Consider the following 25,089-nt stretch of genomic DNA (forward strand, 5'->3'; position numbering starts at 1 on the left):
ACGGGCAAATCTCGCTGCCCGTATTGCTCTTGTCGGGGCAGGGCGCTAAGACGCCATCGCATTACTGTTTCAGGAGCCTTCACCATGTCGAACACAGATGCTTTCTTCTCCCGTCCGCTTGCCGATGTCGATCCGGAAATTTTCGGCGCGATCGAGAAGGAACTGGGTCGCCAGCGCCACGAGATCGAACTGATCGCCTCGGAAAACATCGTTTCCCGCGCCGTGCTCGAAGCGCAGGGTTCGATCATGACCAACAAATATGCGGAAGGTTATCCGGGCAAGCGTTATTACGGCGGCTGCCAGTTCGTCGACATCGCTGAAGAACTCGCCATCGAACGCGCCAAGAAGCTGTTCGGCGTCAACTTCGCCAACGTCCAGCCGAACTCCGGTTCGCAGATGAACCAGGCCGTGTTCCTAGCGCTCCTGCAGCCGGGCGATACCTTCATGGGCCTCGATCTGAACTCGGGAGGCCACCTGACGCATGGTTCGCCGGTCAACATGTCCGGCAAGTGGTTCAACGTGGTCTCCTACGGCGTGCGTGAAGGCGACAACCTGCTCGACATGGACGAGGTGGAGCGCAAGGCCAAGGAACACAAGCCGAAGCTCATTCTCGCCGGCGGCACCGCCTATTCGCGTGTATGGGACTGGAAGCGCTTCCGCGAAATCGCCGATGAAGTTGGCGCCTACCTGATGGTCGACATGGCCCACATCGCCGGTCTCGTCGCCGGTGGCCAGCATCCGTCGCCGTTCCCGCACTGCCATGTCGCCACCACCACCACGCACAAATCGTTGCGCGGCCCGCGCGGCGGCATGATCCTCACCAATGACGAGGATCTGGCCAAGAAGTTCAACTCGGCCGTTTTCCCCGGTCTGCAGGGCGGCCCGCTGATGCACGTCATCGCCGCCAAGGCGGTCGCCTTCGGCGAAGCGCTGAAGCCCGAGTTCAAGGACTATGCCGCTCAGGTCGTCAAGAACGCCAAGGCGCTGGCTGAAACGCTGGTCGAAGGCGGTCTGGATGTCGTCTCCGGCGGCACCGACAACCACCTGATGCTGGTCGATCTTCGCAAGAAAAACGCCACCGGTAAGCGCGCGGAAGCAGCGCTCGGCCGCGCTTACATCACCTGCAACAAGAACGGCATTCCTTTCGATCCGGAAAAGCCCTTCGTCACTTCCGGTGTCCGTCTCGGCACGCCGGCCGGCACGACGCGCGGTTTCAAGGAAGCGGAATTCCGCGAAATCGGCAAGCTGATCGTCGAGGTTCTCGATGGTCTGAAGGTTGCCAATTCGGATGAGGGCAATGCCGCCGTCGAGGCTGCGGTGCGTGAAAAGGTCGTCGGCCTGACGGACCGTTTCCCGATGTATCCGTACATGTAAGGAAAGAACACGATGCGCTGCCCATTCTGCGGTTCCGAAGACACACAGGTCAAGGACTCGCGCCCGGCGGAGGACAACACCTCCATCCGCCGGCGGCGCATCTGCCCCGATTGCGGCGGCCGCTTCACGACCTATGAGCGCGTGCAGTTGCGCGAGCTGATGGTCATCAAGAAAAGCGGCCGCAAGCTGCCCTTCGACCGGGAAAAGCTGGTGCGATCCTTCGAGATTGCGCTGCGCAAGCGCCCGGTCGATCGCGACCGGATCGAGCGTGCCGTCTCCGGCATCGTTCGCCGCCTGGAAAGTTCGGGCGAGACGGAAATTCCCTCGGAAGAAATCGGCCTGCAGGTTCTCGAAGCGCTGAAGAGCCTCGATGACGTGGCCTTCGTGCGTTACGCCTCGGTCTATCGCGATTTCAGCCATGCCGAGGATTTCGAAAACGTGATTGCCGAAATCAACGCCAAGATCGCCCGCGATACGGACGCCGGAGTCTAGCCGTGACCACCCGTGCCGATGACGAAAGATTCATGGCCCGGGCAATCGAGGTTTCTCTCCGCCATCAGGGTCAGACGCTTACCAATCCCTCCGTCGGCTGCGTGCTCGTCAAAGACGGAAAAATCATCGCCGAAGCCGTGACCGCCATTGGCGGCCGCCCCCATGCCGAACGGCAGGCGCTGGAAATCGCCGGGGAAGCGGCGCGCGGCGCCACCGCCTATGTGACGCTCGAACCCTGCTCGCACTGGGGCAAAACCCCGCCCTGCGCCAATGCCCTGGTGGAATACGGCGTCGCCCGCGTCGTGGTGGCGGTGGATGACCCGGACGAGCGTGTTTCAGGCCGTGGTTATACGATTTTACGGGATGCCGGTATTGTCGTGGAAACCGGCCTGTTGCGGGATGAGGGTAAGAGGGCGCTGGCCGGTTACCTCACGCGTCAGGTGAAAAAACGCCCGCATGTGATTCTGAAGCTTGCCGTTTCCGCCGATGGCATGATCGGCAGGAAAGGCGAGGGGCAGGTGGCGATTACCGGTCCCGAGGCTCGCCATGCCGTGCATGAGCTTAGGGCGCGTTGTGATTGCATCCTCGTCGGTATCAGGACCGCCATTGCGGATGATCCTGAGCTGACGGTGCGAATAGCCGGTCTCGGGGATCGTTCGCCGGTTCGCATCGTGCTGGATCGGCAGTTTGAGTTGCCGCTGACATCGAAGCTGGTGAAGACAGCGCGGGAGGTGCCGGTGATCGTTGCGGCGTTACCCCCCTCTGCCCTGCCGGGCATCTCCCCCTCAAGGGGGGAGATCGGCAAGGGGCTGGCCGCTCGCTCAAATTTCGACTCCACCTCTCATTCGTCAACCTTCAAGGTCAGGCAAGGCAGCGCCCCATCGATCTCCCCCCTTGAGGGGGAGATGCCCGGCAGGGCAGAGGGGGGTAGCCCCGAACACCGCCGCCAACTCCTCACCGACGCCGGCGTCCAGATTCTCGAAGCCCCAACGCTCGAAAACCTCCTCCACATCCTCGCCGAAAGCGGCATGTCGGAACTTCTGGTCGAAGGCGGTGCCTTTGCCGCAAAATCATTCCTTGAAGCGGGGCTGGTGGACCGTATCATGCTGTTCGAAAGCCCGGTGGTGATCGGTGAGGGCGGCATTGAAACGCCGCTCAACCGTGCCGATATTCCGGGCGACTATGCTCTGGTAAGCGAGACCGCCTACGGGCCGGATCGCTGCTTCGATTATGAAAGGCCGATTTGATGTTTACCGGAATTGTCACCGACGTCGGAACCGTGTCCGAGCTGGAAGCCCTGGCCGAGGGCGTGCGTCTGCGGGTGGCGACAAATTACGACCCCAAAACCATCGATATGGGCGCGTCCATCTCCCATGGCGGCGTCTGCCTGACGGTGACGAGACTGCCGGAAGATGGCAGCAATGAGCGCTGGTACGAGGTCGAGGCCTGGGAAGAGGCGCTGCGCCTGACGACGATTGCCGGCTGGCAAAAGGGTACCCACGTCAATCTGGAGCGGGCGCTCAAGATCGGCGATGAGCTTGGCGGCCACATCGTTTCCGGCCATGTCGATGGCAGGGCGGAAATCCTTTCGGTGGAGCCGGAAGGTGAGGCGGTGCGCATTCGCCTGCGCGCGCCGGAGCATCTGGCGAAATTCGTGGCCCCCAAGGGTTCCGTGGCGCTCGACGGCACTTCGCTCACCGTCAACGCCGTCGAAGGCACGGATTTCGACGTGCTGCTGATCCGCCACACGCTGACTGTCACCACCTGGGGCGAACGCCAGCCGGGCGATTTCGTGAATTTCGAAGTCGATACCATGGCGCGTTATGCCGCTAGGCTTGCGGAATTTCCGTCAGCGTAATGTGACGAGCTTCGGAGAGGAGACGCACCGACGCCTCCTCCGTCATTCCGGCCTTGAGCCGGAATCCAGCCAGGCCAAGTCTTTGGGATGAAAGAACTTTTCCCGCCGCGCAGACGCGCGTTGTCTGGATTCCGGCTCAAGGCCGGAATGACGGAAAGGGAGTGGCCAACACCTGAAATCGCGGCATATTGCAATTGTTCTCATGCACCGCTTCCGATGAAGCTGGAAACGCTATAGGACTTTTTAGGCCGTTTGATATCGACCGCGAGCCAAACGGGGTAGGGGAAATACATCATGCCGTCCTTCGAACTGCTGACAGCCTTTTTTATAACCACCGCCTTGTTCGCCTATATCCCCGGTCCGGCCATGCTTTATGCGGCGGCGCAGACCATGGCGCGCGGACGGTTTGCCGGGCTGATGGCGGTGCTTGGAATCCATGTCGGCTGCTATTTCCACATCTTTGCCTCTGCGGCAGGGCTTTCGGTGCTGTTTCAGGCCGTGCCGTGGCTTTATCTCGCCGTGAAGCTCTGCGGCGCGCTGTATCTTGTGTGGCTCGGCTTCTCGATGCTGCGCAGCAAGCTCGAAGGCGAGGCGGTCAATCTGACCATCGAGCCGAAATCGGCGCGCCGCGCCTTTATCGACAGCATCATCGTCGATGTTCTCAATCCGAAGACAGCACTGTTCTTTCTGGCCTTCCTGCCGCAATTCGTGGACCCTGCGGCAGCCTTTCCGGTCTGGCTGCAATTGCTGATCCTCGGCATTGCCGTCAATTTCATTTTCTCCTCGGCCGATCTCGTCGGGGTGCTTCTCGCGGGCGCCATGGTTGGGCGTTTGAAGCGTTCCGGCACGGTGCAGGTGCTCGCCCGTCGCGTTGCCGGAACGGTGCTGATGGGGCTTGGCGTCCATCTCGCCTTCCAGAAAACCTGATTGTCGCGGAGCCGGGCCGGGTGGTGTAAAACCCGGCCAAATGCCTTGCAGACGCGGCCCCTTGCGCCGCTGACACATGAAATTACTTGCCAAAAATGGCCAGCCGTGGTTTGACCGCCGCAAAAGCCGGTATGATCCGGCATCAAGCTTTTCAGGAAAATATCATGTCCAAACCCCATCTTCTTATCGTGGAAGCACGTTTTTACGACGATATGGCGGATGCCCTTCTCGAAGGCGCGAAATTCGCGCTCGATGAAGCCGGCGCCACCTATGACGTCATCACCGTTCCCGGTGCGCTGGAAATCCCCGCCGCCATCGCCATGGCGCTTGACGGTGCTGACAATGACGGCACGGAATATGACGGTTTCGTTGCGCTTGGCATGGTAATCCGTGGCGAGACCTACCACTTCGACATCGTTTCCAACGAATCCTCCCGCGCCCTGATGGATCTCGCCGTCAGCGAATCGCTGCCGATCGGCAACGGCATCCTCACCGTCGAGAATGACGAGCAGGCATGGGCACGTGTGCGTCGTTCCGACAAGGACAAGGGCGGTTTTGCAGCGCGTGCGGCGCTGACGATGATCGAGCTGAAGAAAAAACTGGGTGGCTGAACGTATGTCGAATGTTGAAAATGGCGGCGAACCGCGCCAGCCTTCGGTAAAGCCCGCCAACCAGCGCGGCGCGGCCCGCCTTGCGGCCGTGCAGGCGCTTTACCAGATGGATGTCGGCGGAACCGGCGTCATGGAAGTCGTGGCCGAATACGAGGCGCACCGTCTCGGGCAGGAAGTCGACGGCGATACCTATCTGAAGGCCGACCCGTCCTGGTTCCGTTCCATCGTTTCCGGCGTCGTCCGCGATCAGACGAAGATCGACCCGCTGGTGCGCTCCGCCCTTCTGGAAGACTGGCCGCTGTCGCGCCTCGATGCCACCGTGCGCGCCATCCTGCGTGCCGGCACTTTCGAGATTCTCGAGCGCAAGGACGTGCCGGTCGCCGTCATCGTCACGGAATATGTTGAAATCGCCCGTGCTTTCTTTGAGCATGACGAGCCCAAGCTGGTGAATGCGGTGCTTGACCGCATTGCCAAGCAGGTGCGCGGCGAGGCAAAACGCTGAAATAAAAAGGTGAGGAAGAGATGAGCGCGGTTTCCGTCCCCGGACTTGAAGTTCAACTGGACGAGGCGAAGCGCAACGTCTTTCTCCTCACCATCGCGCAGGCGATCATGGGATCGGCTGCGCCCTTAAGCTTTTCGGTCGGCGCACTTGCCGGCTATCAGCTGCTCGGCGCGGATAAGTCGCTGGCGACCGCGCCTCTCACCGGCTTCAATATCGGCGTTGCGCTTGGCGCGATCTGCGTGGCGGCCGCATCCCGCTTCCTTGGCCGCAAGGCAGGCTTCATGGTCGGCGCGCTGATGTGCTCCATCGGCGGCGGCATTGCCGCCGTGGCGCTCTTCCGTTCGGATTTCTGGTTGTTTGCCGTCGGCCTGCTGCTGATCGGCATTTCCGGCGGTTTTACGCAAAAAATCCGTTTCGCCGCAGCCGACGCCTCTCCATCCTTTTACAAGCATAAGGCGATCTCCTGGATTTTGGCCGGCGGCATCATTTCCGCCATTGTCGGGCCGCAACTCGCCATCTTCGGCAAGGATTTGCTTGCGCCGGTCACCTTTGCCGGCGCTTTTCTGGCGCTCGTTCCGCTCGGCCTCGTTTCGATCGCCATTCTGGCGTTTCTGAAACTGCCCGACCCCAAGGCTGCGGCCGCCCATGTCGAATCCGTAAGGCCGCTGTCGGAAATCGTCCGCACGCAGCGCTTCGTCACCGGCATGATCTGCGGCATCGGTTCCTATGCCCTGATGACCTTCATGATGACCGGCGCACCGCTCGCCATGGTGGTCGGCTGCGGTTTCCCCACCGAACTCGCCACGCTCGGCATCCAGTGGCACGTGCTCGCCATGTTCGGCCCGAGCTTCTTCACCGGAATGCTGATTTCCCGATTCGGTGCGGAAAAAATCGTGGCAGTCGGCCTGATCGTGCTGATGGCCTGCGCCATCGTTGCCCATATGGGCATAGAGCTGTGGAATTTCTGGGCGGCGCTCATCCTGCTCGGCCTCGGCTGGAATCTCGGTTTTATCGGCGCAACCGCCATCATCACCTCCAGTTACCGCCCGCATGAGGCGGACAAGGTGCAGGGTTTCCACGATATCGTGCTGTTTGGCACCGTGGCGCTGTCATCCTTCTCTTCCGGCAAGGTGTTTACGGCCTGGGGCTGGTCGGTGATGAACCTCGTCATCTGGCCGGTTGCCGGGCTTTGCCTTCTGCTTGTCCTGTCGCTCGTCCTGACAAGCCGCAAAAAAGCAGCCTGAGTCGCGCGCCGCACTCTACTCCTTTCAAGTTTCAGGCAAATTTGTGGGCTTGACGCGGCACCTCGCGCCAACGCAATCTCCGCTCCGAGGACATTTTTCCTTGGGAGGGGAACAAATGCCCAAGACGGGATTTGGGACAGGCCGTCCGCATCTCCCTGCACAAGGTTTCGCCACGCCGGGGAGGGAGTGAGACCCGGCCTTTTGGGAGGTAAGTGCGCATGACCGTAATACCCATAGTAATTTTATGCGGTGTCCTGTCCGTGGTTTACGCGGTATGGGCCACCAAAAGCGTTCTCGATGCCGATCAGGGCAACGAGCGTATGCGTGAAATAGCAGGTTTTATCCGTGAAGGTGCGCAGGCTTATCTCACCCGTCAATATCTCACCATCGCCATCGTCGGACTGATAGTCGCCATTCTGGCCTGGTATCTTCTGTCATCCATGGCAGCCATCGGCTTCCTCGTCGGCGCGGTGCTTTCAGGCGTCGCCGGCTTCGTCGGCATGCATGTCTCCGTGCGCGCCAATCTGCGCACCGCGCAGGCCGCCTCGCACAGCCTTTCTGCCGGTCTTGATATCGCTTTCAAGTCGGGCGCCATCACCGGCATGCTGGTGGCGGGTCTCGCGCTTCTCGGCGTCTCCATCTATTATTTCATCCTCACTTCGGTGATGGGCCATCCGGCCGGATCGCGTGAGGTGATCGATGCGCTGGTGTCGCTCGGCTTCGGCGCATCGCTGATTTCCATCTTCGCCCGCCTCGGCGGCGGCATCTTCACCAAGGGTGCCGATGTCGGCGGCGATCTCGTGGGCAAGGTGGAGGCCGGCATTCCCGAGGACGACCCGCGCAACCCCGCAACCATTGCCGACAATGTCGGCGACAATGTCGGCGATTGCGCCGGCATGGCGGCTGACCTCTTCGAGACCTATGCCGTCTCTGTCGTCGCGACCATGGTTCTCGCCGCAATCTTCTTTGCCGGAACGCCGATACTGGAAAGCGCCATGGTCTATCCGCTGGCGATCTGCGGCGCCTGCATCCTGACCTCGATTGCCGGCACCTTCTTCGTGAAGCTCGGCACCAACAATTCAATCATGGGGGCGCTCTACAAGGGCCTCATCGCCACCGGCGTCTTCTCGGTTGCCGGTCTTGCAGTCGCCACTCATGCGACGGTCGGCTGGGGAGTGGTGGGCACGGTGGCCGGCATGGAAATCACCGGCACCAATCTCTTCTTCTGCGGATTGGTCGGTCTTGTCGTGACGGCGCTGATCGTCGTCATCACCGAATATTATACCGGCACCAACAAGCGGCCGGTCAACTCCATCGCCCAGGCGTCTGTCACCGGTCATGGCACCAATGTCATCCAGGGCCTTGCGGTTTCGCTGGAATCGACGGCGCTGCCGGCCATCGTCATCGTCGGCGGCATCATCGGCACCTACCAGCTCGGCGGCCTGTTCGGCACCGGCATCGCGGTCACCGCCATGCTCGGCCTTGCCGGCATGATCGTGGCGCTCGACGCCTTCGGCCCGGTCACGGACAATGCCGGCGGTATCGCCGAAATGGCCGGTCTCGATCCTGACGTTCGCAAGGCGACCGATGCGCTGGACGCCGTCGGCAACACCACCAAGGCCGTCACCAAGGGTTATGCCATCGGTTCGGCCGGTCTCGGCGCACTGGTGCTGTTCGCCGCCTATGCCAATGACCTTTCCTATTTCGCCGCCAATGGCGATACCTATCCCTACTTCAAGGACATTGGCGAGATTTCCTTCAGCCTCGCCAATCCTTACGTGGTTGCCGGCCTGCTGTTCGGCGGCCTCATCCCCTATCTCTTCGGCGGTATCGCCATGACGGCGGTGGGCAAGGCGGCAAGCTCGATTGTCGAGGAAGTGCGCCGCCAGTTCCGCGAAAAGCCCGGCATCATGGCCGGAACGGAAAAGCCTGATTACGGCAAGGCCGTGGACCTGCTGACACGGGCGGCGATCAAGGAAATGGTCATCCCGTCGCTCCTGCCGGTTCTGGCGCCGCTCTTCGTTTATTTCGGCGTGCTGGCCATTTCCGGCTCCAAGGCGTCGGCCTTCGCGGCCCTTGGCGCATCGCTGCTCGGCGTCATCATCAACGGCCTCTTCGTGGCGATTTCCATGACCTCCGGTGGCGGTGCGTGGGACAATGCCAAGAAGAGCTTCGAAGACGGTTTCATCGACAAGGACGGCGTGCGCCACGTCAAGGGTTCGGACGCCCACAAGGCGTCGGTGACGGGCGATACGGTCGGCGATCCCTACAAGGATACCGCCGGTCCGGCCGTCAACCCGGCGATCAAGATCACCAATATCGTGGCGCTGCTGCTGCTGGCGGTTCTTGCCCACTGAGGGCTTGGGTTCCGACAAATGAAAAAGGCCCGGGGAGCGATCCCCGGGCCTTTGAATTTTCCGTTTCTTCTTCCGATCAGGGGGTGTTGTTGCCCTGACCGAGAATGCTCTTGGCGATATTGGCGCCCGAGGTGCCGCCGGAAAGCAGCTGCTGCAGGAAGGTGAGGTCCTTGCCGCCCGTCGGCGTGGTGCGCGAAATCGTGTCGAAGACCTTGCCGTCTTGCAGCGTATAGTTGGCCTTGCGCTCGATCACGCCGTCCTTGTTGAAGTAGATCGCGAGAATGTTCTGCTCGACCAGCGCCGGCTTCATGAAGGCCGCGCGGCGCACGCGCTTCTGCGAGATGTAATAGAAAACCTCGTTGCCGAAGGTCGCGGTGGTGGAGGGCGTGCCCATGGTCAGCAGAACCTGCTCGCGGCTCGAACCTTCCGGGATCAGCTGAAGCGACTGCTCGTCCATGACGTAGCCGTTATGGAACACATCGGTCGTGCTGCTGCAGGCGGAAAGCAGGCCGGATGCGAGCACGATTGCGATGGCGGTCTTGCTCAGAACATTGCCGTGACTTGCGGATTTCTGCTTGCTCAACTGCTTTTCCCCGACTGCGATCATGAATGGCACCTTCCGGCATTGCGTGGTGCACAGTGTCTGTGCACATGATTGTGTCAATCCGGGGACGGAAAATCCCGGTCACTCCCCAAATTCAATGCTTTCCCGGTCTTTTGGAACTCCTCCGGTTCTCTTCGACTGTTTCAGGCGAAAGACGAACGTGACCGCGACAGCATTGCAATTCGTGGATGCTTCGGTAAACCAGCTTTGACGATCATGCAACAAGTGCGATGGGCGGTAAGCGAATTCACCCGTCCCGTTCGGAAAAAAAACGATGATATTCGGGCTGTTCAAGAAGAAAAACAACAATCGCGCCATTGTCGACCGGCAATATGCGACTTTGACCGCCGCTGCCCGCACGCCCGCTTTCTATCTCGATCTCGGTGTTCCCGATACGGTCATGGGCCGCTTCGAGATGCTGTCGGTCATCATGATTCTCTATTTCCGCCGCACCAAATCCTCCGATGTCAGCGGGCAGGAAATTGCCCAGGAGATCGTCGACGCCTTTTTTCAGGACCTCGATCATTCCATCCGCGAACTGGGAATCGGCGATCAGGGCGTGCCGAAGCGCATGAAGAAATTCGCCGGCATGTTTTATGGGCGGCTCGAATCCTATGCGGCGGCGCTGGATGCTTCCGACCGCGTTGCCCTTGCCGCGGCGCTCCGGCGCAATATATATCCGCAGGTAGATGAGAAGGCGCCCGATATGGAGGGGCTGGCAGCCTGGATGATGGACGCATCCACGCAACTTGCCGCCCAGTCCGAAGACACAATAGCAACCGGAAGCCTGACGCTGCCCTTGCCTGGACGATGAGGTTCACGATGAACGCGCGACACCCTGCAAATGACGACCTGCCTTTTTCCTATCCCGTAAAGGTAGGCCATATTTCCGCCAATCCGGTCAGGATTGGTCTCGAAGCCAGTGCCGAGGAACTGAAGGCGCTGGCGAAATTCTGGAATGTGGTTTCCGTCGAATATCTGAAGGCGGAGCTGCAGGTTTCCCGCTGGAAGAAGGATGGCGTGAAGATCAAGGGCGAAGTGCATGCGGCGGTAACGCAATCCTGCGTCGTCACGCTGGAGCCGGTCTCGAGCAAGATCGACGAGCCAGTCGAGCAGATTTTCGTTCCGGAAGGTTCGAAACTGGCGCGGATGGTGACCAATGAGGAAGGCGAGATCGTGCTCGACCCCGACGGCCCGGATATTCCCGACCAGTTCACCGGCGACAGCATCGATGTCGGCGCGGTGGTTGCCGAATTTGCGGCGCTCGCGATCGATCCCTATCCGCGCAAAGCGGATGCGGAATTTGCCGAAGCGGCCGAAAAAGAGCCTGAAGAAGAAAAGCGCCCGTCGCCTTTTGCCGTGCTCAAAGATTGGAAAAAAGACTGAATGGCCCCGTTGGGCTGAAATAATTTTATTGTAACGAAGGCCGGAAAAGGTATTTTCGCGCAAAACCGCTGATTGGCGGGAAGAAGGATAAGGGACGAGTGATCAGAATTGCAATTGACGTCATGGGTGGCGATTTCGGCCCAGATGTTGCCATGCCCGGTGCCGCCAAGGCACTTGAACGGCACAACGATGTAACTTTTCTGCTCTACGGGCAGAAGAGCAAATGCGACCCCATTCTGGCACAATATCCCGCGCTTCGGGAAAAGTCGGTCTTTCACGATTGTGAAGTCTCGGTCAGCATGGACGAGAAGCCGAGCCAGGCGCTGCGCCGTGGCCGCTACGTCTCCAGCATGTGGCGCGCCATCGAAGCCGTGAAGCTCGGCGAGGCGGATGTCGCCGTTTCCGCCGGCAATACCGGCGCGCTGATGGCCATGGCGAAATTCTGTTTGCGCACCATGGCGCGGGTGGAACGCCCGGCAATCGCCGGCATCTGGCCGACGCTGAAGGGCGAAAGCATCGTGCTCGACATCGGCGCGACCATAGGCGCCGATTCCCAGCAGCTGCTGGATTTCGCCCTGATGGGCGGCGCCATGGCCCGTGCGCTTTTCGATATCGACCGTCCGACCGTCGGCCTGCTCAATGTCGGCGTCGAGGAGGTCAAGGGTCAGGAAGAGGTTCGCGAGGCCGGGCGTCTCATCCGCGAGGCCGATCTCGCCACCATCGATTATCGCGGTTTCGTCGAAGGCGACGATATCGGCAAGGGCACTGTGGATGTGGTGGTGACCGAAGGTTTCACCGGCAACATCGCACTCAAGGCCGCCGAAGGCACCGCCCGCCAGATCACCACGCTGCTGCGCGAGGCGATCTCCCGCAGCTTCTTCGCCAAGATCGGTTATATTCTGGCGAAAAGCGCCTTCGACGTACTCAGGGAAAAGATGGACCCGCGCAAGGTCAATGGCGGCGTGTTTCTGGGCCTGAACGGCATTGTCATCAAGAGCCATGGCGGCACGGATGCCATTGGTTTTGCCTCCGCCGTCGATGTCGGCTACGACATGGTCCACAACGGCCTGACGGCCAAGATTGAAAATGATCTGAAGATTTACCACGCAAGACGGCTTCCGCCCCCGGCGCCCGAAGCTCTCGTGGCTGACGAGGAATAAGGGAATGATCCGCTCTATAGTTCGTGGTTTCGGGGCAGCGCTTCCGAAGCGTGTCATGACCAACAGCGAAATTGAAGGGGTCGTCGAGACTTCCGACGAATGGATCGTGCAGCGCACGGGCATCAAGCAGCGCTATATCGCCGGCGAAGGTGAAACCACCGCGTCGCTCGGCGAAGCGGCAGCGCGCGCCGCGCTCGACAATGCCGGCCTGACGCCCGACGATATCGACCTCATCATTCTGGCCACCTCGACCCCGGATAACACCTTTCCGGCAACGGCGGTGAACATCCAGAACCGCCTTGGCATGACCCATGGTTTCGCCTTCGACATGCAGGCCGTCTGCTCTGGTTTCGTTTATGCAGTATCGACCGCCGATCTCTATATTCGCGGCGGCATGGCCAAGCGCGTTCTGGTGATCGGCTCCGAAACCTTCTCGCGCATCCTCGATTGGAAGGACCGCGCCACCTGCGTTCTCTTCGGCGACGGCGCCGGCGCGCTGGTTCTGGAGGCCGGCGAAGGCGAGGGCACTTCTGCCGATCGCGGCATTCTGACGGCGCAGCTTCGCTCCGACGGCTCGCACAAGGAAAAGCTCTATGTCGATGGCGGACCTTCCACCACAGGCACCGTCGGTCATCTGCGCATGGAAGGCCGGGAAGTGTTCAAGCACGCCGTCGGCATGATCACCGACGTCATCGAACAGGCCTTCGAGGCAACGGGCACGACGTCCGACGATCTCGACTGGCTGGTTCCGCATCAGGCGAACAAGCGCATCATCGACGGCTCTGCGAAGAAGCTCAACATCGATCCGGAGAAGGTCGTGATAACCGTCGATCAGCACGGCAATACCTCGGCCGCCTCCATTCCGCTGGCGCTCGCCGTTGCCGCTGGTGACGGACGCATCAAGAAGGGCGATCTGGTCATGCTGGAGGCCATGGGCGGCGGCTTCACCTGGGGCGCGGTGCTGCTGCGCTGGTAAAGGCCTGATTTCCGCATTTGCCGGGGCGCTGGCGCGAAATCGGTTGTGATTTTCGCGCTCACGCCCCGATCGGAAGCGCCGGAGCGGCCGGAGCCTGTGTCAAAACCGTATCACTCGCTCTAAGCCCTTGCACTGATTGCCGAAAGCCTCAAATGAATCTGGAACAATCCCTTGACCGGTCGCCACAAGGGAAATAATCTCGGCGGCTCCTAGAGAAGAGTTCAGACACGGTTTGCGGGGAAAAATGGCCGGGAAGACAGTGACACGCGCAGATCTTGCAGAATCTGTGTTTCGTAAAGTCGGGCTGTCCCGCACCGAATCCGCCGAACTGGTCGAAACGATCATTGACGAAATATGCAACGCGATCACCCGCGGCGAAGTCGTCAAGCTCTCTTCCTTCGCGACATTCCAGATCCGGGAAAAGAACGAGCGTATCGGCCGCAACCCGAAGACGGGTGAGGAAGTGCCGATTTCCCCACGTCGCGTCATGACCTTCAAGGCCTCGAACGTGCTGAAGCAGCGCATCTTGAAGGCCCATACGGCACGCAAGGCCAAGCAGAAGGGCCAGAAGGCCGGGGCGTAATCCCTCTCTCAAGGTCTAAGCAACACGCCTTTTTTGCCGTATCGCAAGCCTTTTTCCCCATTCTTCTTGTGAACATACTTGAATTTCAACGTGCAAGCCGTTGAAATCCGGTCGACTCACATCATAATCAATTTTAGTGATTTGTATCTCGCCGCAACGGCGTCGGCGCGGGGTCGTAACCGACTTTGCGCGGTGTTTGACCGGCGGGAGAAAAGCGTTCTCGTTCAGTGTCCGGCCGGATGCATGGCGCTCCGGTTCGGATGGGAGTGGAAATTTGGATAAAAGCCCCGACGCGTTTCGGACGATCAGTGAAGTGGCGGATGAGCTGAACCTGCCGCAGCATGTGCTGCGTTTCTGGGAAACACGCTTTCCGCAGATCAAGCCGATGAAACGGGGCGGGGGCCGCCGTTATTACCGTCCTGACGATATCGATCTCCTGAAGGGCATTCGTCACCTTCTTTATGACCACGGCTACACCATCAAGGGCGTACAGAAGCTGCTGAAAGCCAATGGCAACCGCTTCGTGGCGGCCATCGCCTCCGGTGATCTTGCGACCATGGAAGCCATCATGGCGGCGAGCGGTGAAAAGGAAGTCGCCGAACCGCGCGTCGTCGATACCGATGGGGACGAGGTCGTCGGCCGTCCGAAGGCCAAGCCAAGCGGCCGTTTTTTCGGCTTCGGCGGTGGCGGCGGCGATGCGGAAATATCGGTCGGCAAGTCGAGCATCGGCAAGGATGATCAGGCGCTTTTGCAGGAAGCCCTGTTCGATCTCCTCGAATGCAAGCGCCTTCTCGATCAGGTTCGCTGAGGGTTTATCCACAGCTCATTTGCGTGCTTTCCATTCGGGAAATCGAGAAAACAAGGGGTTAGGTCGTTTTCCCGATTCTCCGAAAAACGAAAACACCCGGCAATGCCAACCTTTCGGAAACTCCTTTGCCCGATAATGCGGCTCCGTAAGAAGGAGTCCGATCGTGAGCAATCGAAAATCGACAGCACGACGCCGCACGGCGAAGAAATCGGGTGGCGGCAGCGTTTGGCCCTGGGTGCTGATGCTGGGCGTCGTTGCCGGCGGTATTCAGGCTTACGAACATCGCGACAGTCTTTTGCCGCAGCGGCATGTTGCAAAGGCGACATCTCCGGCCACGAGTTCTTCGAAAGTAGCGACGGCGGCCAAGCGCGATTCCGTCACGCCGGAGAAAGTGGCGTCCATTCGCCCCGCATCGCCGGCTCTGCCCGGCAACGGCCCGGTGCCGCCGCGCCCGATCGCCATGCCATCCGCCTCGCAGCCGAGCCAGGTTGCCGCTATCCTGCCGGAAACGCGCCCTTCGGTCGAAAAAATCTCGCTCGGTGAAAAAAGCGGTACTTTTGCCTTTTGCGGTCGTTCCGGCCTCAACAATTGCGTGGCTGATGGCAACACGTTCTGGATGAAGGGTGTGAAGATGCAGATCGCCGGCATCGACGTTCCGCAAATCGACCGAGCGCGCTGTATGGAAGAACGCCAGCGTGGTTTCATTGCAAAGGTCAGGCTTCGCGATATGCTGAACGCCGGCGCCTTCGATGTGGCGTCGTCCACTGCTGCAGACGGACAAGCCACGGAACGCAAACGGCTTTCGCGTTCGGGCGTATCCTTCGCCGATCAGCTAATACGGGAGGGGCTGGCGCATCCGATCTCCGCAAAAAATCAGTCCTGGTGTGGCTAAGGCCCCGTTGACCGAAACCGCCCGGCCTGTGTAGATGAGGCTCCGTCGCGTTTGGGATCGGCCGTTGGGCCGACTGCCGTGGAGACGACGGATTTTTTACAGCGCTTGCCTGCAAGGTGTAAGGCGCGGTAATGCGGACGTGGCGAAATCGGTAGACGCAGCAGACTTAAAATCTGCCGACCATTGGTCTTGCGGGTTCAAGTCCCGCCGTCCGCACCACCTCTCATCCTTACTTCTTATCCAGACCTTGGGCCATTTCCAGGTGGTGTTGCAGTGCCGGCAGGGTTTTTGCCGCCCATGCCTTTAGCTCGACATTTTCGCCGCCGTCAGCGTATCGTTTGAAAAGATCCACCGCATCCTCGTGCGCATCGACCTGATCATCGACGTATTCCTCGTTGAATTCCGCGCCGTTGAGTTTGGCCAGATCGTCGATTTCTTCCTTGTGATCGTCAGTCAGAGCGGTCGTGGGCGTTCCCGTTACTTTGTCGCCGGAGAGAAGAGCCTTTAAGTCCGCGCTGGTCTTTTCATGTTCGGTGATCATCTGCTGCGCGAAAGCCTTGATAGCCTCATCGCCTTTGGTCAGTGCAAGCTTGCTCGATTCGATTTCAAAGAGATCGCTTGCGGAAACCTGCAGGATGAAGTCTTCGGTTTTGGGCGCAACGCCGAGCGCGGAATTAACGCCCGTGGACTCCGTTGCGGACTGTGCCATGGCGGTGCTGGCGACCAGCGCGAGCGCTAACGAGAAAATGGTGTTCTTCATCAATCTGCCTCCTGATGGTTAGAGGCATTTCCAACCGAGGTGCGGAAGGATTGTTCCCGCATGGCGCTAAAGAAACCTTCCGTCGCAGCCGTTTCTCTTTGGAATACTTCCATTTTTCCATCATTGCGGGCAGGAAAACGCCCGTTCACGTGCGCTGCATCGTCACCTGAAAATCATCAAAAAGAACCTATTGACCTTGCCACGATGGGAAGCCCTATCTTTTTTTTAACACAAGAAAAGAGGGGTCATACGCATGTCACAAATGGAGATCCGGGCGAGTCATCAGATTGCGATCGATGGCATGACATGCGCCTCCTGTGTCGGCCGCGTTGAAAAGGCGATTGCCAAGGTCCCGGGCGTTCTGAAAGCTTCGGTCAATCTGGCAACGGAACGTGCCGACATTTCCTTTTCCGGGCCGCCGGATGTGCCGGCCGTTATCGAGGCGGTGCGGCAGGCCGGTTACAGCGTCGAAGAGAAAACCATCGAACTCGATATTGAGGGCATGACCTGCGCCTCCTGCGTCGGACGTGTCGAAAAGGCGTTGAAGGCCGTTTCCGGTGTTTCCGGTGCAAGCGTCAATCTGGCGACGGAACGCGCCACCGTCCGCGTCGCCGGCAACGCCGCCTCTGCGGCCAATCTGGCGGACGCCATCCAGCGGGCGGGCTATAAGGCGAACGAGGTTGTTGCCGACAAAGCCAGAGATGGAGAGCAGGACAAGCGCGAGGCGGAACTGCGCAGCCTCAAAATCAGCCTCGCCGTCGCCGTTGTTCTGACGCTACCCGTTTTCGTGCTGGAAATGGGGTCGCATCTGGTGCCTGCCATCCATGATTTCGTGATGGAAACGGTCGGCATGCAGGAAAGCTGGTATCTGCAATTTGCGCTGACGACGCTGGTTCTGTTCGGGCCCGGCCTGCGCTTCTTCAAAAAGGGCATACCCGCACTTCTGCGGTTGGCGCCGGACATGAATTCGCTCGTCGTGCTGGGCACCGCCGCTGCCTGGGGATTTTCGGTTGTCGCAACCTTCATGCCCAAAGTCCTGCCGAGCGGCACGGCCAATGTCTATTACGAGGCGGCGGCGGTCATCGTCACGCTCATCCTTCTCGGACGTTTTCTGGAAGCGCGCGCCAAAGGCCGCACCAGCGAGGCTATAAAGCGGCTGGTCGGCCTGCAGGCCAAGTCCGCCCGCGTGCTGCGCGATGGCGAAACCATCGATGTGCCGTTGCAGGATGTGCGCACCGGCGATGTGATCGTGGTTCGGCCCGGCGAGAAAGTGCCGGTCGATGGGCTGGTCCTCAGCGGCTCTTCTTATGTCGATGAATCGATGATCACGGGCGAACCGGTGCCGGTCACCAAGGCGGCGGGTTCCGAAGTCGTCGGCGGCACGGTCAACCGCAACGGTTCTTTCACCTTCCGCGCCACCAAGGTCGGCGCCGATACGCTGATCGCCCAGATCATCCGCATGGTCGAGGAGGCGCAGGCCGACAAGCTGCCCATTCAGGCGCTGGTGGACAAAGTAACCAACTGGTTCGTGCCGGCGGTGATGCTGGCAGCGCTCGCCACCTTCATCATCTGGTTCACGTTCGGGCCCGATCCGGCCTTGACCTTTGCACTCGTCAATGCGGTTGCGGTGCTCATTATCGCCTGTCCCTGCGCCATGGGCCTTGCCACGCCGACCTCGATCATGGTCGGCACCGGCCGCGCCGCCGAAATGGGCGTGCTGTTCCGCCGCGGCGATGCGCTCCAGACGCTCCGGGATGCCGATGTGATCGCCGTCGACAAGACCGGCACCCTGACGCTCGGCAAACCGAAACTGGTGCATTTTACCACGACAGAGGGCTTCGGTGCGGATGAGGTGTTGCGCCTCGTCGCCTCGCTGGAGAGCCATTCCGAACATCCGATTGCCGAAGCGATCGTCGAGGCTGCAAAACATGGCGGCCTGACGCTTGCCGATGCGGAAGGCTTCGAGGCGACCCCCGGTTTTGGTGTTGCGGCAACGGTTGACGGCCGAAGGGTGGAAGCGGGCGCGGACCGGTTCATGGCCAAGCTCGGTTACGATGTCGCGATGTTCGCAGACGATGCCGAGCGGCTGGGCAGGGAAGGGCAGTCGCCGCTCTACGCCGCCGTCGATGGCAGGCTGGCCGCGATCGTCGCGGTTGCCGATCCAGTCAAGCAGACGACCCCGGAGGCGATTGCGGCGCTGCATGCGCTCGGCCTCAAGGTCACGATGATCACGGGTGACAATCGCCGCACCGCTGAAGCCATCGCCCGTCGGCTCGGCATTGACGAGGTGGTGGCGGAAGTTCTGCCCGACGGCAAGGTGGAGGCCGTCAAGAGGCTTGCTGCCGGCGGGCGACGTGTCGCCTTTGTCGGCGATGGCATCAACGATGCGCCGGCGCTGGCCGCCGCTGATGTCGGCCTTGCCATCGGCACGGGCACGGATGTCGCCATTGAAAGCGCCGATGTGGTGCTGATGTCCGGCGATTTGCGCGGCGTCGCCAACGCCATCGCGCTCTCCAAGGCCACGATCCGCAATATCGGCCAGAATCTGTTCTGGGCCTTTGCTTACAATGCCGCTCTCGTTCCCGTGGCGGCCGGAATATTGTATCCTGTCAACGGCGTTCTGCTGTCGCCTGTCCTTGCCGCCGGAGCCATGGCGCTTTCCAGCGTCTTCGTATTGACGAACGCGCTGCGCCTGAAAAGCTTCCGCGCGCCGCTGGTGGACAGATCGTCCGGCATGCAGCTCGCAGCGGCCGAATAGGAGGCGGACATGATGACGCCCGGCAACACAATCTATCTGCCGCAGATCGGACGCAGCATCATGGCGGCGCAGGGTGAGACCGTGCTTCAGGCCGCACTGGCCGCAGGGGTTACTTATCCGCATGGTTGTCGCATGGGCCGCTGCGGCGCCTGCAAGTCGCATCTCATTTCCGGCGAAATCGATCTCCTCAAGCATACGCCCTTCTCCTTGACCGAAGAGGAAAAAGCCGATGGCCTGACGCTTGCCTGCCGGGCCGTGCCGTTGAGCGACATGACCATCAGCTGGCTCGACGGGGCGGATGAGATCGCCGATATTCCGACCGGCCGCTTTAAGGGCGTGGTTGCGGAAGTGGTGGATGCCACGCACGATATCAAGCTCATCCGCATCCGGCTTGACGATCGCGGGCAGTTTACCTTCAAACCCGGACAATATGTGCGGCTGCTTTATCCCGACTGTTCGCCGCGCGATTATTCCATTGCCAGCAGGGTGGATGAGGAACTGATTGAATTCCACATCCGGCATGTTCCCGGCGGCATGACGAGCGGCCGCATCTTCTCGCTCGCAAGCGCGGGTGACCCCGTCACGATAGTCGGGCCTTTCGGCTCTTCGTTCCTGCGGGAAAAACATTGCGGGCCGATCCTCGGCATTGCTGGCGGTTCGGGGCTCGCTCCGGTCAAGGCAGTTGTCGAGGCGGCGCTCGCAACAGGCCGCGAACGACCGGTTCATGTCTATTTCGGCGCGCGCGCCGAGCGTGATCTCTATATGCTCGACCGCTTCGGCGATCTTGCCGCCCGGCATGGCAATCTGAGTTTCGTTCCGGTTCTCTCGCATGAGGAACATGCCGATATCCGGTGCGGTTATGTCGGTGCGGCCGTGGCGGATGATTTCGACGATCTCGATGGCTGGAAAGCCTATATTGCAGGCCCGCCGGCCATGATCGAGGCGACGGTGCCACAGCTTCTGGCGCGCGGCATGCGCACCGCCGACATTCATGCAGACGTGTTTTTCACCCCGGAAAGATAGGAGCAGGATCGATGAATATTGGCACAGCCGCCACCGCATCCGGTGTTTCTGCGAAGATGATCAGGCATTACGAGACAATCGGCCTGATCAAATCGGCAAACCGCACGGAGTCCGGATACAGGGTCTATACGGCCAATGATCTGGAAACGCTGCGTTTCATCCGGCGCGGACGCGATCTCGGTTTTTCCATCGAAAAGATCAGGCAGCTGATGACGCTCTGGCGCGATCCGGGCGGCGCCTCATGCGATGTCAAACGCATCGTCATGGAACATGTCGTCGATCTGGAAGCGAAGATGCATACGCTTCGCGAGATGGCCGACACGCTGCGAAATCTCGCAAACTATTGCCCTGACAACGGAGAGCCGGATTGCCCGATCATTCATGATCTCGCCCATGCCGAGGATATCGATTTTACGACCGTGGCCATCGTGCCCAAGCGCACCGGAATGCTGAAGGGCACTTCCGGTCCGGTGATGGATCTACAGCGCCCGGTGAAATAAGCGGCCGTTTTCCTTTGGGAAACGGGCGTGGATTGCAGTGCAGACGCCAATTGTGGTGAAGGAGACCAAGCCATGTGGATACAGATAATACAGCGCTTCCTTATTCTGTGCCTGATGCTGGCGATCGTGTCCGTCATCGCGTTTCTTCTGCCCTATATGGCGGGCGGCGATCCGGCCCGCACCATTCTCATGTCGCGCATGCGAGATACGGCGCTCGATCCGCATGCGGTCGAGGCGCTCAGGGTCAGCCTCGGACTGGACCGCCCGCTCTATGTGCAATATTTCGCCTGGTCGTCGGGCGCGCTGCGGGGCGATCTCGGATTTTCCTTCACCAGCAGCCAGCCGGTCGCCGCCGAGCTTTTGCGGTCGCTCTGGGTGTCGGTGACGCTGGCGCTGACGGCGCTGGCGGTCGCGGTGGCTGTCGCCCTGCCGCTCGGCACTCTGGCGGCGATGCGTCCCGGCGGTCGGCTGGACAATTTCGCGACGCTGATGATCCAGACCTTCGTTGCAACGCCCGAATACTGGTTTGCGCCGATGTCGGCGCTGGTCTTCGCGCTCTATCTCGGCTGGCTGCCCTCGGCCGGATGGGATAGCTGGCGTTCGCTGGTGCTTCCTGCGCTGACCCTGACGCTGCGGCCGCTTGCCTATTTCACCCAGGTGACGCGTGCGGCAATGGCCGAAGTTCTGCGCGCGCCCTATATCACGGCGGCCCGCAGCCGCGGTCTCGGCATGCATGGCACGGTCATGCGCCACGGCATCCGCAACGGCTCGCTGCCGGTGGTCACCTTCTTCGCCCTGTGGCTTGCCGGCCTGCTTGGCGGATCTGTGGTCGTGGAAGTGATCTTCGCCATTCCCGGCATGGGCCGGCTTCTCTACGACGCCGTGGTCAATCGCGATATTCCGATGCTGCAGGGCGGTTTCATCTGCATCGTGGCGCTCTCCATCCTGATCAATACCCTCGCCGACAGCTTTTATGTCCTGATCAATCCAGCAATGCGAGCTCACCATGACCATTAGCCACTTCCCGAGCGCGTCTGCCGCCGCCATGCCGATGACCACGCCCAAGCGCCCTTCGAACCTCGCCCGCTTCACGGATTTCATCCGCCGCCGGCACTGGACCTTCTATGCGGGATCGGCGATTTTTCTCGTCATCATCCTGCTGCTGGTGATCGCGCCGTGGATTTCGCCCTATGATCCGGCAAAGCAGAGCCTTCGGCTCAGGCTGAATGCGCCGGGCGCCGCCTATTGGCTTGGGACGGACCATCTCGGGCGCGATGTCTTGAGCCGGCTGTTGATCGGCGGCCGCTTCACGGTCACGATTGCCGCCATCACCGTCATTCTGTCGGTGGTGATCGGAACCTTCATCGGCATCATCAGCGGCCGCAGCCGCGGCATCGTCGACGAAGTGCTGATGCGCATCGTGGACCTGCTCATCGCCATACCGGACGTGGTGATCGCGATTTTCCTCGTCGCAATCTTCGGTCCGGGATATGGCACGCTGATCGCATCGCTGACCATCGTTGGCTGGACACCTTTTGCGCGGCTGGCGCGGGGGCTGACGCTGTCGATCAATTCCCGCGAATATATCCGCGCGGCAGAGGTGCTCGGCTGCACACGGCGCTTCATCATCTTCCGGCATATCATTCCCAACACGATCTGGCCCATCGCGGCCGTGGCGTTCCTGCGCTTTGGCCACAAGCTGATAACGGTGGGCGGATTGTCGTTTCTGGGCCTTGGCGTACAGCCGCCGGCCGCCGACTGGGCGCTGATGCTGGCCGATGCGCAGGCTTATGCGGAACGGATGCCCGTTCTCGTCATTGCACCGGGTCTGGCGATTTTCCTGGCGGCGCTCAGCGTGACGTGGATCGGCCATGGCCTGAACCTGGAAACGAAGAAAACCAACGGTCATTGACGCCTGCCAACGGGCAATGGTCGATTTGACGATTGTCAAACATAGATGACGCAACGGAACCGGAAGGAGAGTAATATCGTCTGAAGCCGCATGAAGAATACGCAATGCCTCCGATTCAATAAAAATAAGGGGAACTCTTATGAATATCGAAGGACAAACGCTTGCCAATACGGCCATATCCCCTGAATGCGCACCGCTTCTGGAGATAGAGGACCTGCACGTTTCCGTGCCGGCGCAAAATGGCCGCAAGTTTGTTATTTCGGGCCTGACGCTTTCCGTCAACGCCGGAGAAGTCGTCGCTCTCGTCGGCGAATCTGGGTCGGGCAAGAGCATGACGGCGCTGTCACTGATGCGGCTTTTGCCGCATGGCGCGGAAATCAATTCCGGCCGCATTTCCTTTGCCGGTCGCGATATTCTCGCTCTTTCATCCTCCGAACTCGATGCGCTGCGCGGCGCAGATATCAGCATGCTGTTCCAGCAGCCGCAGGCCATGCTCGACCCGACCAGCCGGGTGAGGACGCAGGTGGCCGAGCCGCTCTGGATCCACCGTAAAATGAGCCGGCACGCCGCACTTAACCGGGTCGTCGGCCTTCTGTCGGATGTCGGCATTCCCGATCCATCGGCGCGGGCGCAGTGCTTCGCGCACGAGCTTTCCGGCGGCATGGCGCAACGTGTGATGATTGCGGCCGCACTCTCCGGCAATCCGCAGCTTCTGATCGCCGACGAACCGACGACGGCGCTTGATGTCACCGTTCAGGCACAAATCCTGCGACTGCTCGACGACGAGCGCCGCAAGCGCCGGCTTGCCACGCTGCTCATCACTCATGACCTCTCGGTCGTCGCCGCCTTCGCGGACCGGATCGCGGTCATGTATGCCGGCCGCATCGTCGAGGAGGGGCCGACCCAGGCGATCCTCAAGGCGCCGCAGCACCCCTATACCAGGGCGCTCATCAGCTGTTCGCTTTTGACCACCGACAGCGAGGGGCAGCTGCTGACGATCCCCGGCTCCAGTGCGCAGGCCCATGACATGTCCTGCGGCTGCCGGTTTCATCCGCGCTGCGCGCTTGCCAATTCGGCAGGCATGAGAGGCCGCTGCATGGCCTCGGAACCGGATCTGAATGCCTTGCCCGAAGGACGCAAGGCGCGGTGCTGGGCGGTCGGCCACGACCATGCCAACCACGATCATGCCAGTCACACGGTCTGCTGAGGGAGGGCGACGATGCTAGCGACAGCGACGACACAGACCCCGCCATCGGCGGAAAACGGCAAGCGACCCTTCGTGGTCGCGAAAAACCTTTGCAAATATTATCCCATATCGGGTCTCGGTCACCGTGTGGTGAAATCCGTCGACGATGTTTCCCTGACGATCGGCGAGGGGGAAGTGCTTGGTCTCGTCGGTGAATCCGGATGCGGCAAAAGCACGGTTGCCGGGCTGATTACGCGGCTGACCCACGCAACGAAAGGCGAGGTCAGCATTGGGCAGAACGATATGCTGCACATGCAGGGCGAGGCGCTTCGGCGTATGCGCCGGGTCGTGCAACTGGTGTTTCAGGACCCTTATTCCGCACTCGATCCCCGCATGCGTATCGGCCAGAGCATGGAAGCGCCGCTTGCCCAGCATGGCATCGGCACGCGCGAGGAGCGCACGGCCCGGGTTTTCCGGATGCTGGAAGAGGTCGGCCTCGACGGCTCTTTTTACGATCGGTATCCGAGCCAGTGTTCCGGCGGCCAGTTGCAGCGCGTCGTCATCGGCCGCGCGCTGCTTCTCAATCCGAGCTTCCTTGTCTGCGACGAACCGACATCGGCGCTCGACGCCTCAATGCGCACGCAGATCCTGAACCTTCTGATGGACATGAAGCGCCGTCACGGTTTGACGGTTCTGATGATTTCCCACGATCTGCGCGTAGTGCGTTATCTCTGCGATCGCATCGCGGTGATGTATCTCGGACGTGTCGTTGAAATCGCCGACCGGGAGGAGCTTTTCCGGGCGCCGAAGCACCCCTATACCAAGGCTCTCATAGCATCGTCGATGCTGGACGAGACGGGGTTATATGCACCGGAGATGCTTCTGGACGGCGATCTGCCGAGCCCTCTCAATCCTCCGAACGGCTGCAAATTCCACACCCGCTGCAAATATGCGACCGAGATATGCGGCGAGGTGGAACCCGTTCTGGAAGGCGTTTCCGGCGAGCATTTCGCGCGCTGCCATCGCTGGCGGGAATGGGGCTGACGGACAACGCAGTTACAGTTTTCTGTTGCCGTAAAAACAGATGAATTGTGTGTTTACGGATTAATATCGGAATAAAATTCCGAGTACAAAACGTAAAATAGATAATATTCGAATGGATAATCGAGAGATATC

The 25,089-nt window shown here is 60.5% G+C and carries 25 protein-coding genes and 1 tRNA gene; 24 read left to right on the forward strand and 2 right to left on the reverse strand.

The window, feature by feature from the left end; translation table 11 throughout:
- Positions 1 to 84 precede the first annotated feature (84 nt).
- The 9 genes from glyA (at position 85) to PIB16_RS04085 (ending at position 9,365) form a co-directional block, all read left to right on the forward strand.
- Positions 85 to 1,374, forward strand: coding sequence for a serine hydroxymethyltransferase (gene glyA / locus PIB16_RS04045; protein WP_020809946.1), 1,290 nt, complete (start codon positions 85 to 87; stop codon positions 1,372 to 1,374).
- Between the two features lie 12 nt (positions 1,375 to 1,386).
- A complete protein-coding gene (nrdR, locus tag PIB16_RS04050) occupies positions 1,387 to 1,866 on the forward strand; it encodes a transcriptional regulator NrdR (RefSeq protein WP_003496675.1) in 480 nt (159 codons plus the stop codon).
- Between the two features lie 2 nt (positions 1,867 to 1,868).
- Positions 1,869 to 3,113: a bifunctional diaminohydroxyphosphoribosylaminopyrimidine deaminase/5-amino-6-(5-phosphoribosylamino)uracil reductase RibD gene (ribD, locus tag PIB16_RS04055; protein ID WP_271045040.1), complete on the forward strand. Its 1,245-nt coding sequence runs from the start codon at positions 1,869 to 1,871 to the stop codon at positions 3,111 to 3,113.
- A complete protein-coding gene (locus PIB16_RS04060; protein ID WP_059752541.1) occupies positions 3,113 to 3,724 on the forward strand; it encodes a riboflavin synthase in 612 nt (203 codons plus the stop codon). Before ribD ends, PIB16_RS04060 begins: the two co-directional genes overlap by 1 nt.
- A 294-nt stretch (positions 3,725 to 4,018) precedes the next feature.
- A complete protein-coding gene (locus tag PIB16_RS04065) occupies positions 4,019 to 4,651 on the forward strand; it encodes a LysE family translocator (RefSeq protein WP_271045041.1) in 633 nt (210 codons plus the stop codon).
- A 131-nt stretch (positions 4,652 to 4,782) separates the two neighbouring features.
- Positions 4,783 to 5,262 (forward strand): 6,7-dimethyl-8-ribityllumazine synthase, encoded by a 480-nt coding sequence (locus PIB16_RS04070; protein ID WP_003520804.1) that lies wholly within the window; start codon positions 4,783 to 4,785, stop codon positions 5,260 to 5,262.
- Positions 5,263 to 5,266: 4 nt separating this feature from the next.
- The gene (gene nusB, locus PIB16_RS04075; RefSeq protein WP_004441180.1) at positions 5,267 to 5,764 is read left to right on the forward strand and encodes a transcription antitermination factor NusB; all 498 of its coding nucleotides are present in this window, start codon (positions 5,267 to 5,269) and stop codon (positions 5,762 to 5,764) included.
- A 20-nt stretch (positions 5,765 to 5,784) separates the two neighbouring features.
- Positions 5,785 to 7,008, forward strand: a complete 1,224-nt coding sequence (locus PIB16_RS04080) for an MFS transporter (RefSeq protein WP_271045042.1) — start codon at positions 5,785 to 5,787, stop codon at positions 7,006 to 7,008.
- A gap of 218 nt (positions 7,009 to 7,226) precedes the next feature.
- A complete protein-coding gene (locus tag PIB16_RS04085; protein ID WP_271045043.1) occupies positions 7,227 to 9,365 on the forward strand; it encodes a sodium-translocating pyrophosphatase in 2,139 nt (712 codons plus the stop codon).
- A 76-nt stretch (positions 9,366 to 9,441) separates the two neighbouring features.
- Here the strand turns inward: PIB16_RS04085 and PIB16_RS04090 are convergent, their stop codons facing one another.
- Positions 9,442 to 9,972, reverse strand: coding sequence for an outer membrane protein assembly factor BamE (locus PIB16_RS04090; RefSeq protein WP_003520808.1), 531 nt, complete (start codon positions 9,970 to 9,972; stop codon positions 9,442 to 9,444).
- Between the two features lie 271 nt (positions 9,973 to 10,243).
- Here PIB16_RS04090 and PIB16_RS04095 point away from each other — a divergent pair, with 271 nt between their 5' ends.
- The 8 genes from PIB16_RS04095 (at position 10,244) to PIB16_RS04130 (ending at position 15,993) form a co-directional block, all read left to right on the forward strand.
- Positions 10,244 to 10,783, forward strand: coding sequence for a ubiquinol-cytochrome C chaperone family protein (locus PIB16_RS04095; protein WP_142844845.1), 540 nt, complete (start codon positions 10,244 to 10,246; stop codon positions 10,781 to 10,783).
- Positions 10,784 to 10,791: 8 nt separating this feature from the next.
- The gene (locus PIB16_RS04100) at positions 10,792 to 11,355 is read left to right on the forward strand and encodes a YceD family protein (protein WP_174035885.1); all 564 of its coding nucleotides are present in this window, start codon (positions 10,792 to 10,794) and stop codon (positions 11,353 to 11,355) included.
- A gap of 98 nt (positions 11,356 to 11,453) precedes the next feature.
- The gene (plsX, locus tag PIB16_RS04105; protein ID WP_271045044.1) at positions 11,454 to 12,515 is read left to right on the forward strand and encodes a phosphate acyltransferase PlsX; all 1,062 of its coding nucleotides are present in this window, start codon (positions 11,454 to 11,456) and stop codon (positions 12,513 to 12,515) included.
- A 4-nt stretch (positions 12,516 to 12,519) separates the two neighbouring features.
- Positions 12,520 to 13,491, forward strand: coding sequence for a beta-ketoacyl-ACP synthase III (locus tag PIB16_RS04110; protein WP_271045045.1), 972 nt, complete (start codon positions 12,520 to 12,522; stop codon positions 13,489 to 13,491).
- 244 nt (positions 13,492 to 13,735) lie between these two features.
- Positions 13,736 to 14,074 (forward strand): integration host factor subunit alpha, encoded by a 339-nt coding sequence (locus PIB16_RS04115; protein WP_003502236.1) that lies wholly within the window; start codon positions 13,736 to 13,738, stop codon positions 14,072 to 14,074.
- A gap of 274 nt (positions 14,075 to 14,348) precedes the next feature.
- Entirely contained in the window at positions 14,349 to 14,882 is a 534-nt protein-coding gene (locus PIB16_RS04120; RefSeq protein ID WP_003520813.1) for a MerR family transcriptional regulator, read from the forward strand.
- Between the two features lie 163 nt (positions 14,883 to 15,045).
- Positions 15,046 to 15,774 carry a nuclease gene (locus PIB16_RS04125; protein WP_125145913.1) on the forward strand — a complete coding sequence of 243 codons (729 nt, stop codon included), beginning with the start codon at positions 15,046 to 15,048 and terminating at the stop codon, positions 15,772 to 15,774.
- A 133-nt stretch (positions 15,775 to 15,907) separates the two neighbouring features.
- Positions 15,908 to 15,993 (forward strand) — tRNA-Leu (locus PIB16_RS04130).
- 10 nt (positions 15,994 to 16,003) lie between these two features.
- Here the strand turns inward: PIB16_RS04130 and PIB16_RS04135 are convergent.
- Positions 16,004 to 16,534: a DUF4142 domain-containing protein gene (locus tag PIB16_RS04135; RefSeq protein WP_125145914.1), complete on the reverse strand. Its 531-nt coding sequence runs from the start codon at positions 16,532 to 16,534 to the stop codon at positions 16,004 to 16,006.
- Between the two features lie 253 nt (positions 16,535 to 16,787).
- Between PIB16_RS04135 and PIB16_RS04140 the strand changes: the two genes are divergently transcribed.
- The 7 genes from PIB16_RS04140 (at position 16,788) to PIB16_RS04170 (ending at position 24,957) form a co-directional block, all read left to right on the forward strand.
- Entirely contained in the window at positions 16,788 to 19,292 is a 2,505-nt protein-coding gene (locus PIB16_RS04140) for a heavy metal translocating P-type ATPase (protein WP_271045046.1), read from the forward strand.
- 12 nt (positions 19,293 to 19,304) lie between these two features.
- Positions 19,305 to 20,315 carry a 2Fe-2S iron-sulfur cluster-binding protein gene (locus PIB16_RS04145; protein ID WP_142844902.1) on the forward strand — a complete coding sequence of 337 codons (1,011 nt, stop codon included), beginning with the start codon at positions 19,305 to 19,307 and terminating at the stop codon, positions 20,313 to 20,315.
- A gap of 11 nt (positions 20,316 to 20,326) precedes the next feature.
- Entirely contained in the window at positions 20,327 to 20,815 is a 489-nt protein-coding gene (gene cueR / locus PIB16_RS04150; RefSeq protein WP_065654034.1) for a Cu(I)-responsive transcriptional regulator, read from the forward strand.
- A gap of 72 nt (positions 20,816 to 20,887) precedes the next feature.
- Positions 20,888 to 21,832, forward strand: a complete 945-nt coding sequence (locus PIB16_RS04155) for an ABC transporter permease (protein ID WP_271045047.1) — start codon at positions 20,888 to 20,890, stop codon at positions 21,830 to 21,832.
- Complete coding sequence (locus PIB16_RS04160; RefSeq protein ID WP_271045048.1) at positions 21,822 to 22,727, forward strand: ABC transporter permease; 906 nt, start codon at positions 21,822 to 21,824, stop codon at positions 22,725 to 22,727. The genes PIB16_RS04155 and PIB16_RS04160 overlap by 11 nt, the downstream gene beginning before the upstream one ends.
- 139 nt (positions 22,728 to 22,866) lie before the next feature.
- Positions 22,867 to 23,934: an ABC transporter ATP-binding protein gene (locus tag PIB16_RS04165; protein WP_271045049.1), complete on the forward strand. Its 1,068-nt coding sequence runs from the start codon at positions 22,867 to 22,869 to the stop codon at positions 23,932 to 23,934.
- Positions 23,935 to 23,946: 12 nt separating this feature from the next.
- Complete coding sequence (locus tag PIB16_RS04170; RefSeq protein WP_078054051.1) at positions 23,947 to 24,957, forward strand: ABC transporter ATP-binding protein; 1,011 nt, start codon at positions 23,947 to 23,949, stop codon at positions 24,955 to 24,957.
- The last annotated feature ends 132 nt before the right edge of the window (positions 24,958 to 25,089 follow it).

This window comes from Agrobacterium sp. ST15.13.015, assembly GCF_027871645.1.
GTDB classification, from domain to species: domain Bacteria; phylum Pseudomonadota; class Alphaproteobacteria; order Rhizobiales; family Rhizobiaceae; genus Agrobacterium; species Agrobacterium leguminum.

What these genes read in the sequence shown, in the direction of transcription:
- cueR (WP_065654034.1), top strand. Translation starts at nt 20,327, where the DNA reads ATGAATATTGGCACAGCCGCCACCGCATCCGGTGTTTCTGCGAAGATG.
- PIB16_RS04145 (WP_142844902.1), top strand. Translation starts at nt 19,305, where the DNA reads ATGACGCCCGGCAACACAATCTATCTGCCGCAGATCGGACGCAGCATC.
- glyA (WP_020809946.1), top strand. Translation starts at nt 85, where the DNA reads ATGTCGAACACAGATGCTTTCTTCTCCCGTCCGCTTGCCGATGTCGAT.
- PIB16_RS04165 (WP_271045049.1), top strand. Translation starts at nt 22,867, where the DNA reads ATGAATATCGAAGGACAAACGCTTGCCAATACGGCCATATCCCCTGAA.
- PIB16_RS04155 (WP_271045047.1), top strand. Translation starts at nt 20,888, where the DNA reads ATGTGGATACAGATAATACAGCGCTTCCTTATTCTGTGCCTGATGCTG.
- PIB16_RS04095 (WP_142844845.1), top strand. Translation starts at nt 10,244, where the DNA reads ATGATATTCGGGCTGTTCAAGAAGAAAAACAACAATCGCGCCATTGTC.
- PIB16_RS04070 (WP_003520804.1), top strand. Translation starts at nt 4,783, where the DNA reads ATGATCCGGCATCAAGCTTTTCAGGAAAATATCATGTCCAAACCCCAT.
- nusB (WP_004441180.1), top strand. Translation starts at nt 5,267, where the DNA reads ATGTCGAATGTTGAAAATGGCGGCGAACCGCGCCAGCCTTCGGTAAAG.
- PIB16_RS04140 (WP_271045046.1), top strand. Translation starts at nt 16,788, where the DNA reads ATGTCACAAATGGAGATCCGGGCGAGTCATCAGATTGCGATCGATGGC.
- PIB16_RS04110 (WP_271045045.1), top strand. Translation starts at nt 12,520, where the DNA reads ATGATCCGCTCTATAGTTCGTGGTTTCGGGGCAGCGCTTCCGAAGCGT.
- PIB16_RS04085 (WP_271045043.1), top strand. Translation starts at nt 7,227, where the DNA reads ATGACCGTAATACCCATAGTAATTTTATGCGGTGTCCTGTCCGTGGTT.
- nrdR (WP_003496675.1), top strand. Translation starts at nt 1,387, where the DNA reads ATGCGCTGCCCATTCTGCGGTTCCGAAGACACACAGGTCAAGGACTCG.
- PIB16_RS04135 (WP_125145914.1), bottom strand. Translation starts at nt 16,534, where the DNA reads ATGAAGAACACCATTTTCTCGTTAGCGCTCGCGCTGGTCGCCAGCACC.
- PIB16_RS04065 (WP_271045041.1), top strand. Translation starts at nt 4,019, where the DNA reads ATGCCGTCCTTCGAACTGCTGACAGCCTTTTTTATAACCACCGCCTTG.
- PIB16_RS04060 (WP_059752541.1), top strand. Translation starts at nt 3,113, where the DNA reads ATGTTTACCGGAATTGTCACCGACGTCGGAACCGTGTCCGAGCTGGAA.
- PIB16_RS04170 (WP_078054051.1), top strand. Translation starts at nt 23,947, where the DNA reads ATGCTAGCGACAGCGACGACACAGACCCCGCCATCGGCGGAAAACGGC.
- PIB16_RS04100 (WP_174035885.1), top strand. Translation starts at nt 10,792, where the DNA reads ATGAACGCGCGACACCCTGCAAATGACGACCTGCCTTTTTCCTATCCC.
- PIB16_RS04160 (WP_271045048.1), top strand. Translation starts at nt 21,822, where the DNA reads ATGACCATTAGCCACTTCCCGAGCGCGTCTGCCGCCGCCATGCCGATG.
- PIB16_RS04080 (WP_271045042.1), top strand. Translation starts at nt 5,785, where the DNA reads ATGAGCGCGGTTTCCGTCCCCGGACTTGAAGTTCAACTGGACGAGGCG.
- PIB16_RS04115 (WP_003502236.1), top strand. Translation starts at nt 13,736, where the DNA reads ATGGCCGGGAAGACAGTGACACGCGCAGATCTTGCAGAATCTGTGTTT.
- PIB16_RS04090 (WP_003520808.1), bottom strand. Translation starts at nt 9,972, where the DNA reads ATGATCGCAGTCGGGGAAAAGCAGTTGAGCAAGCAGAAATCCGCAAGT.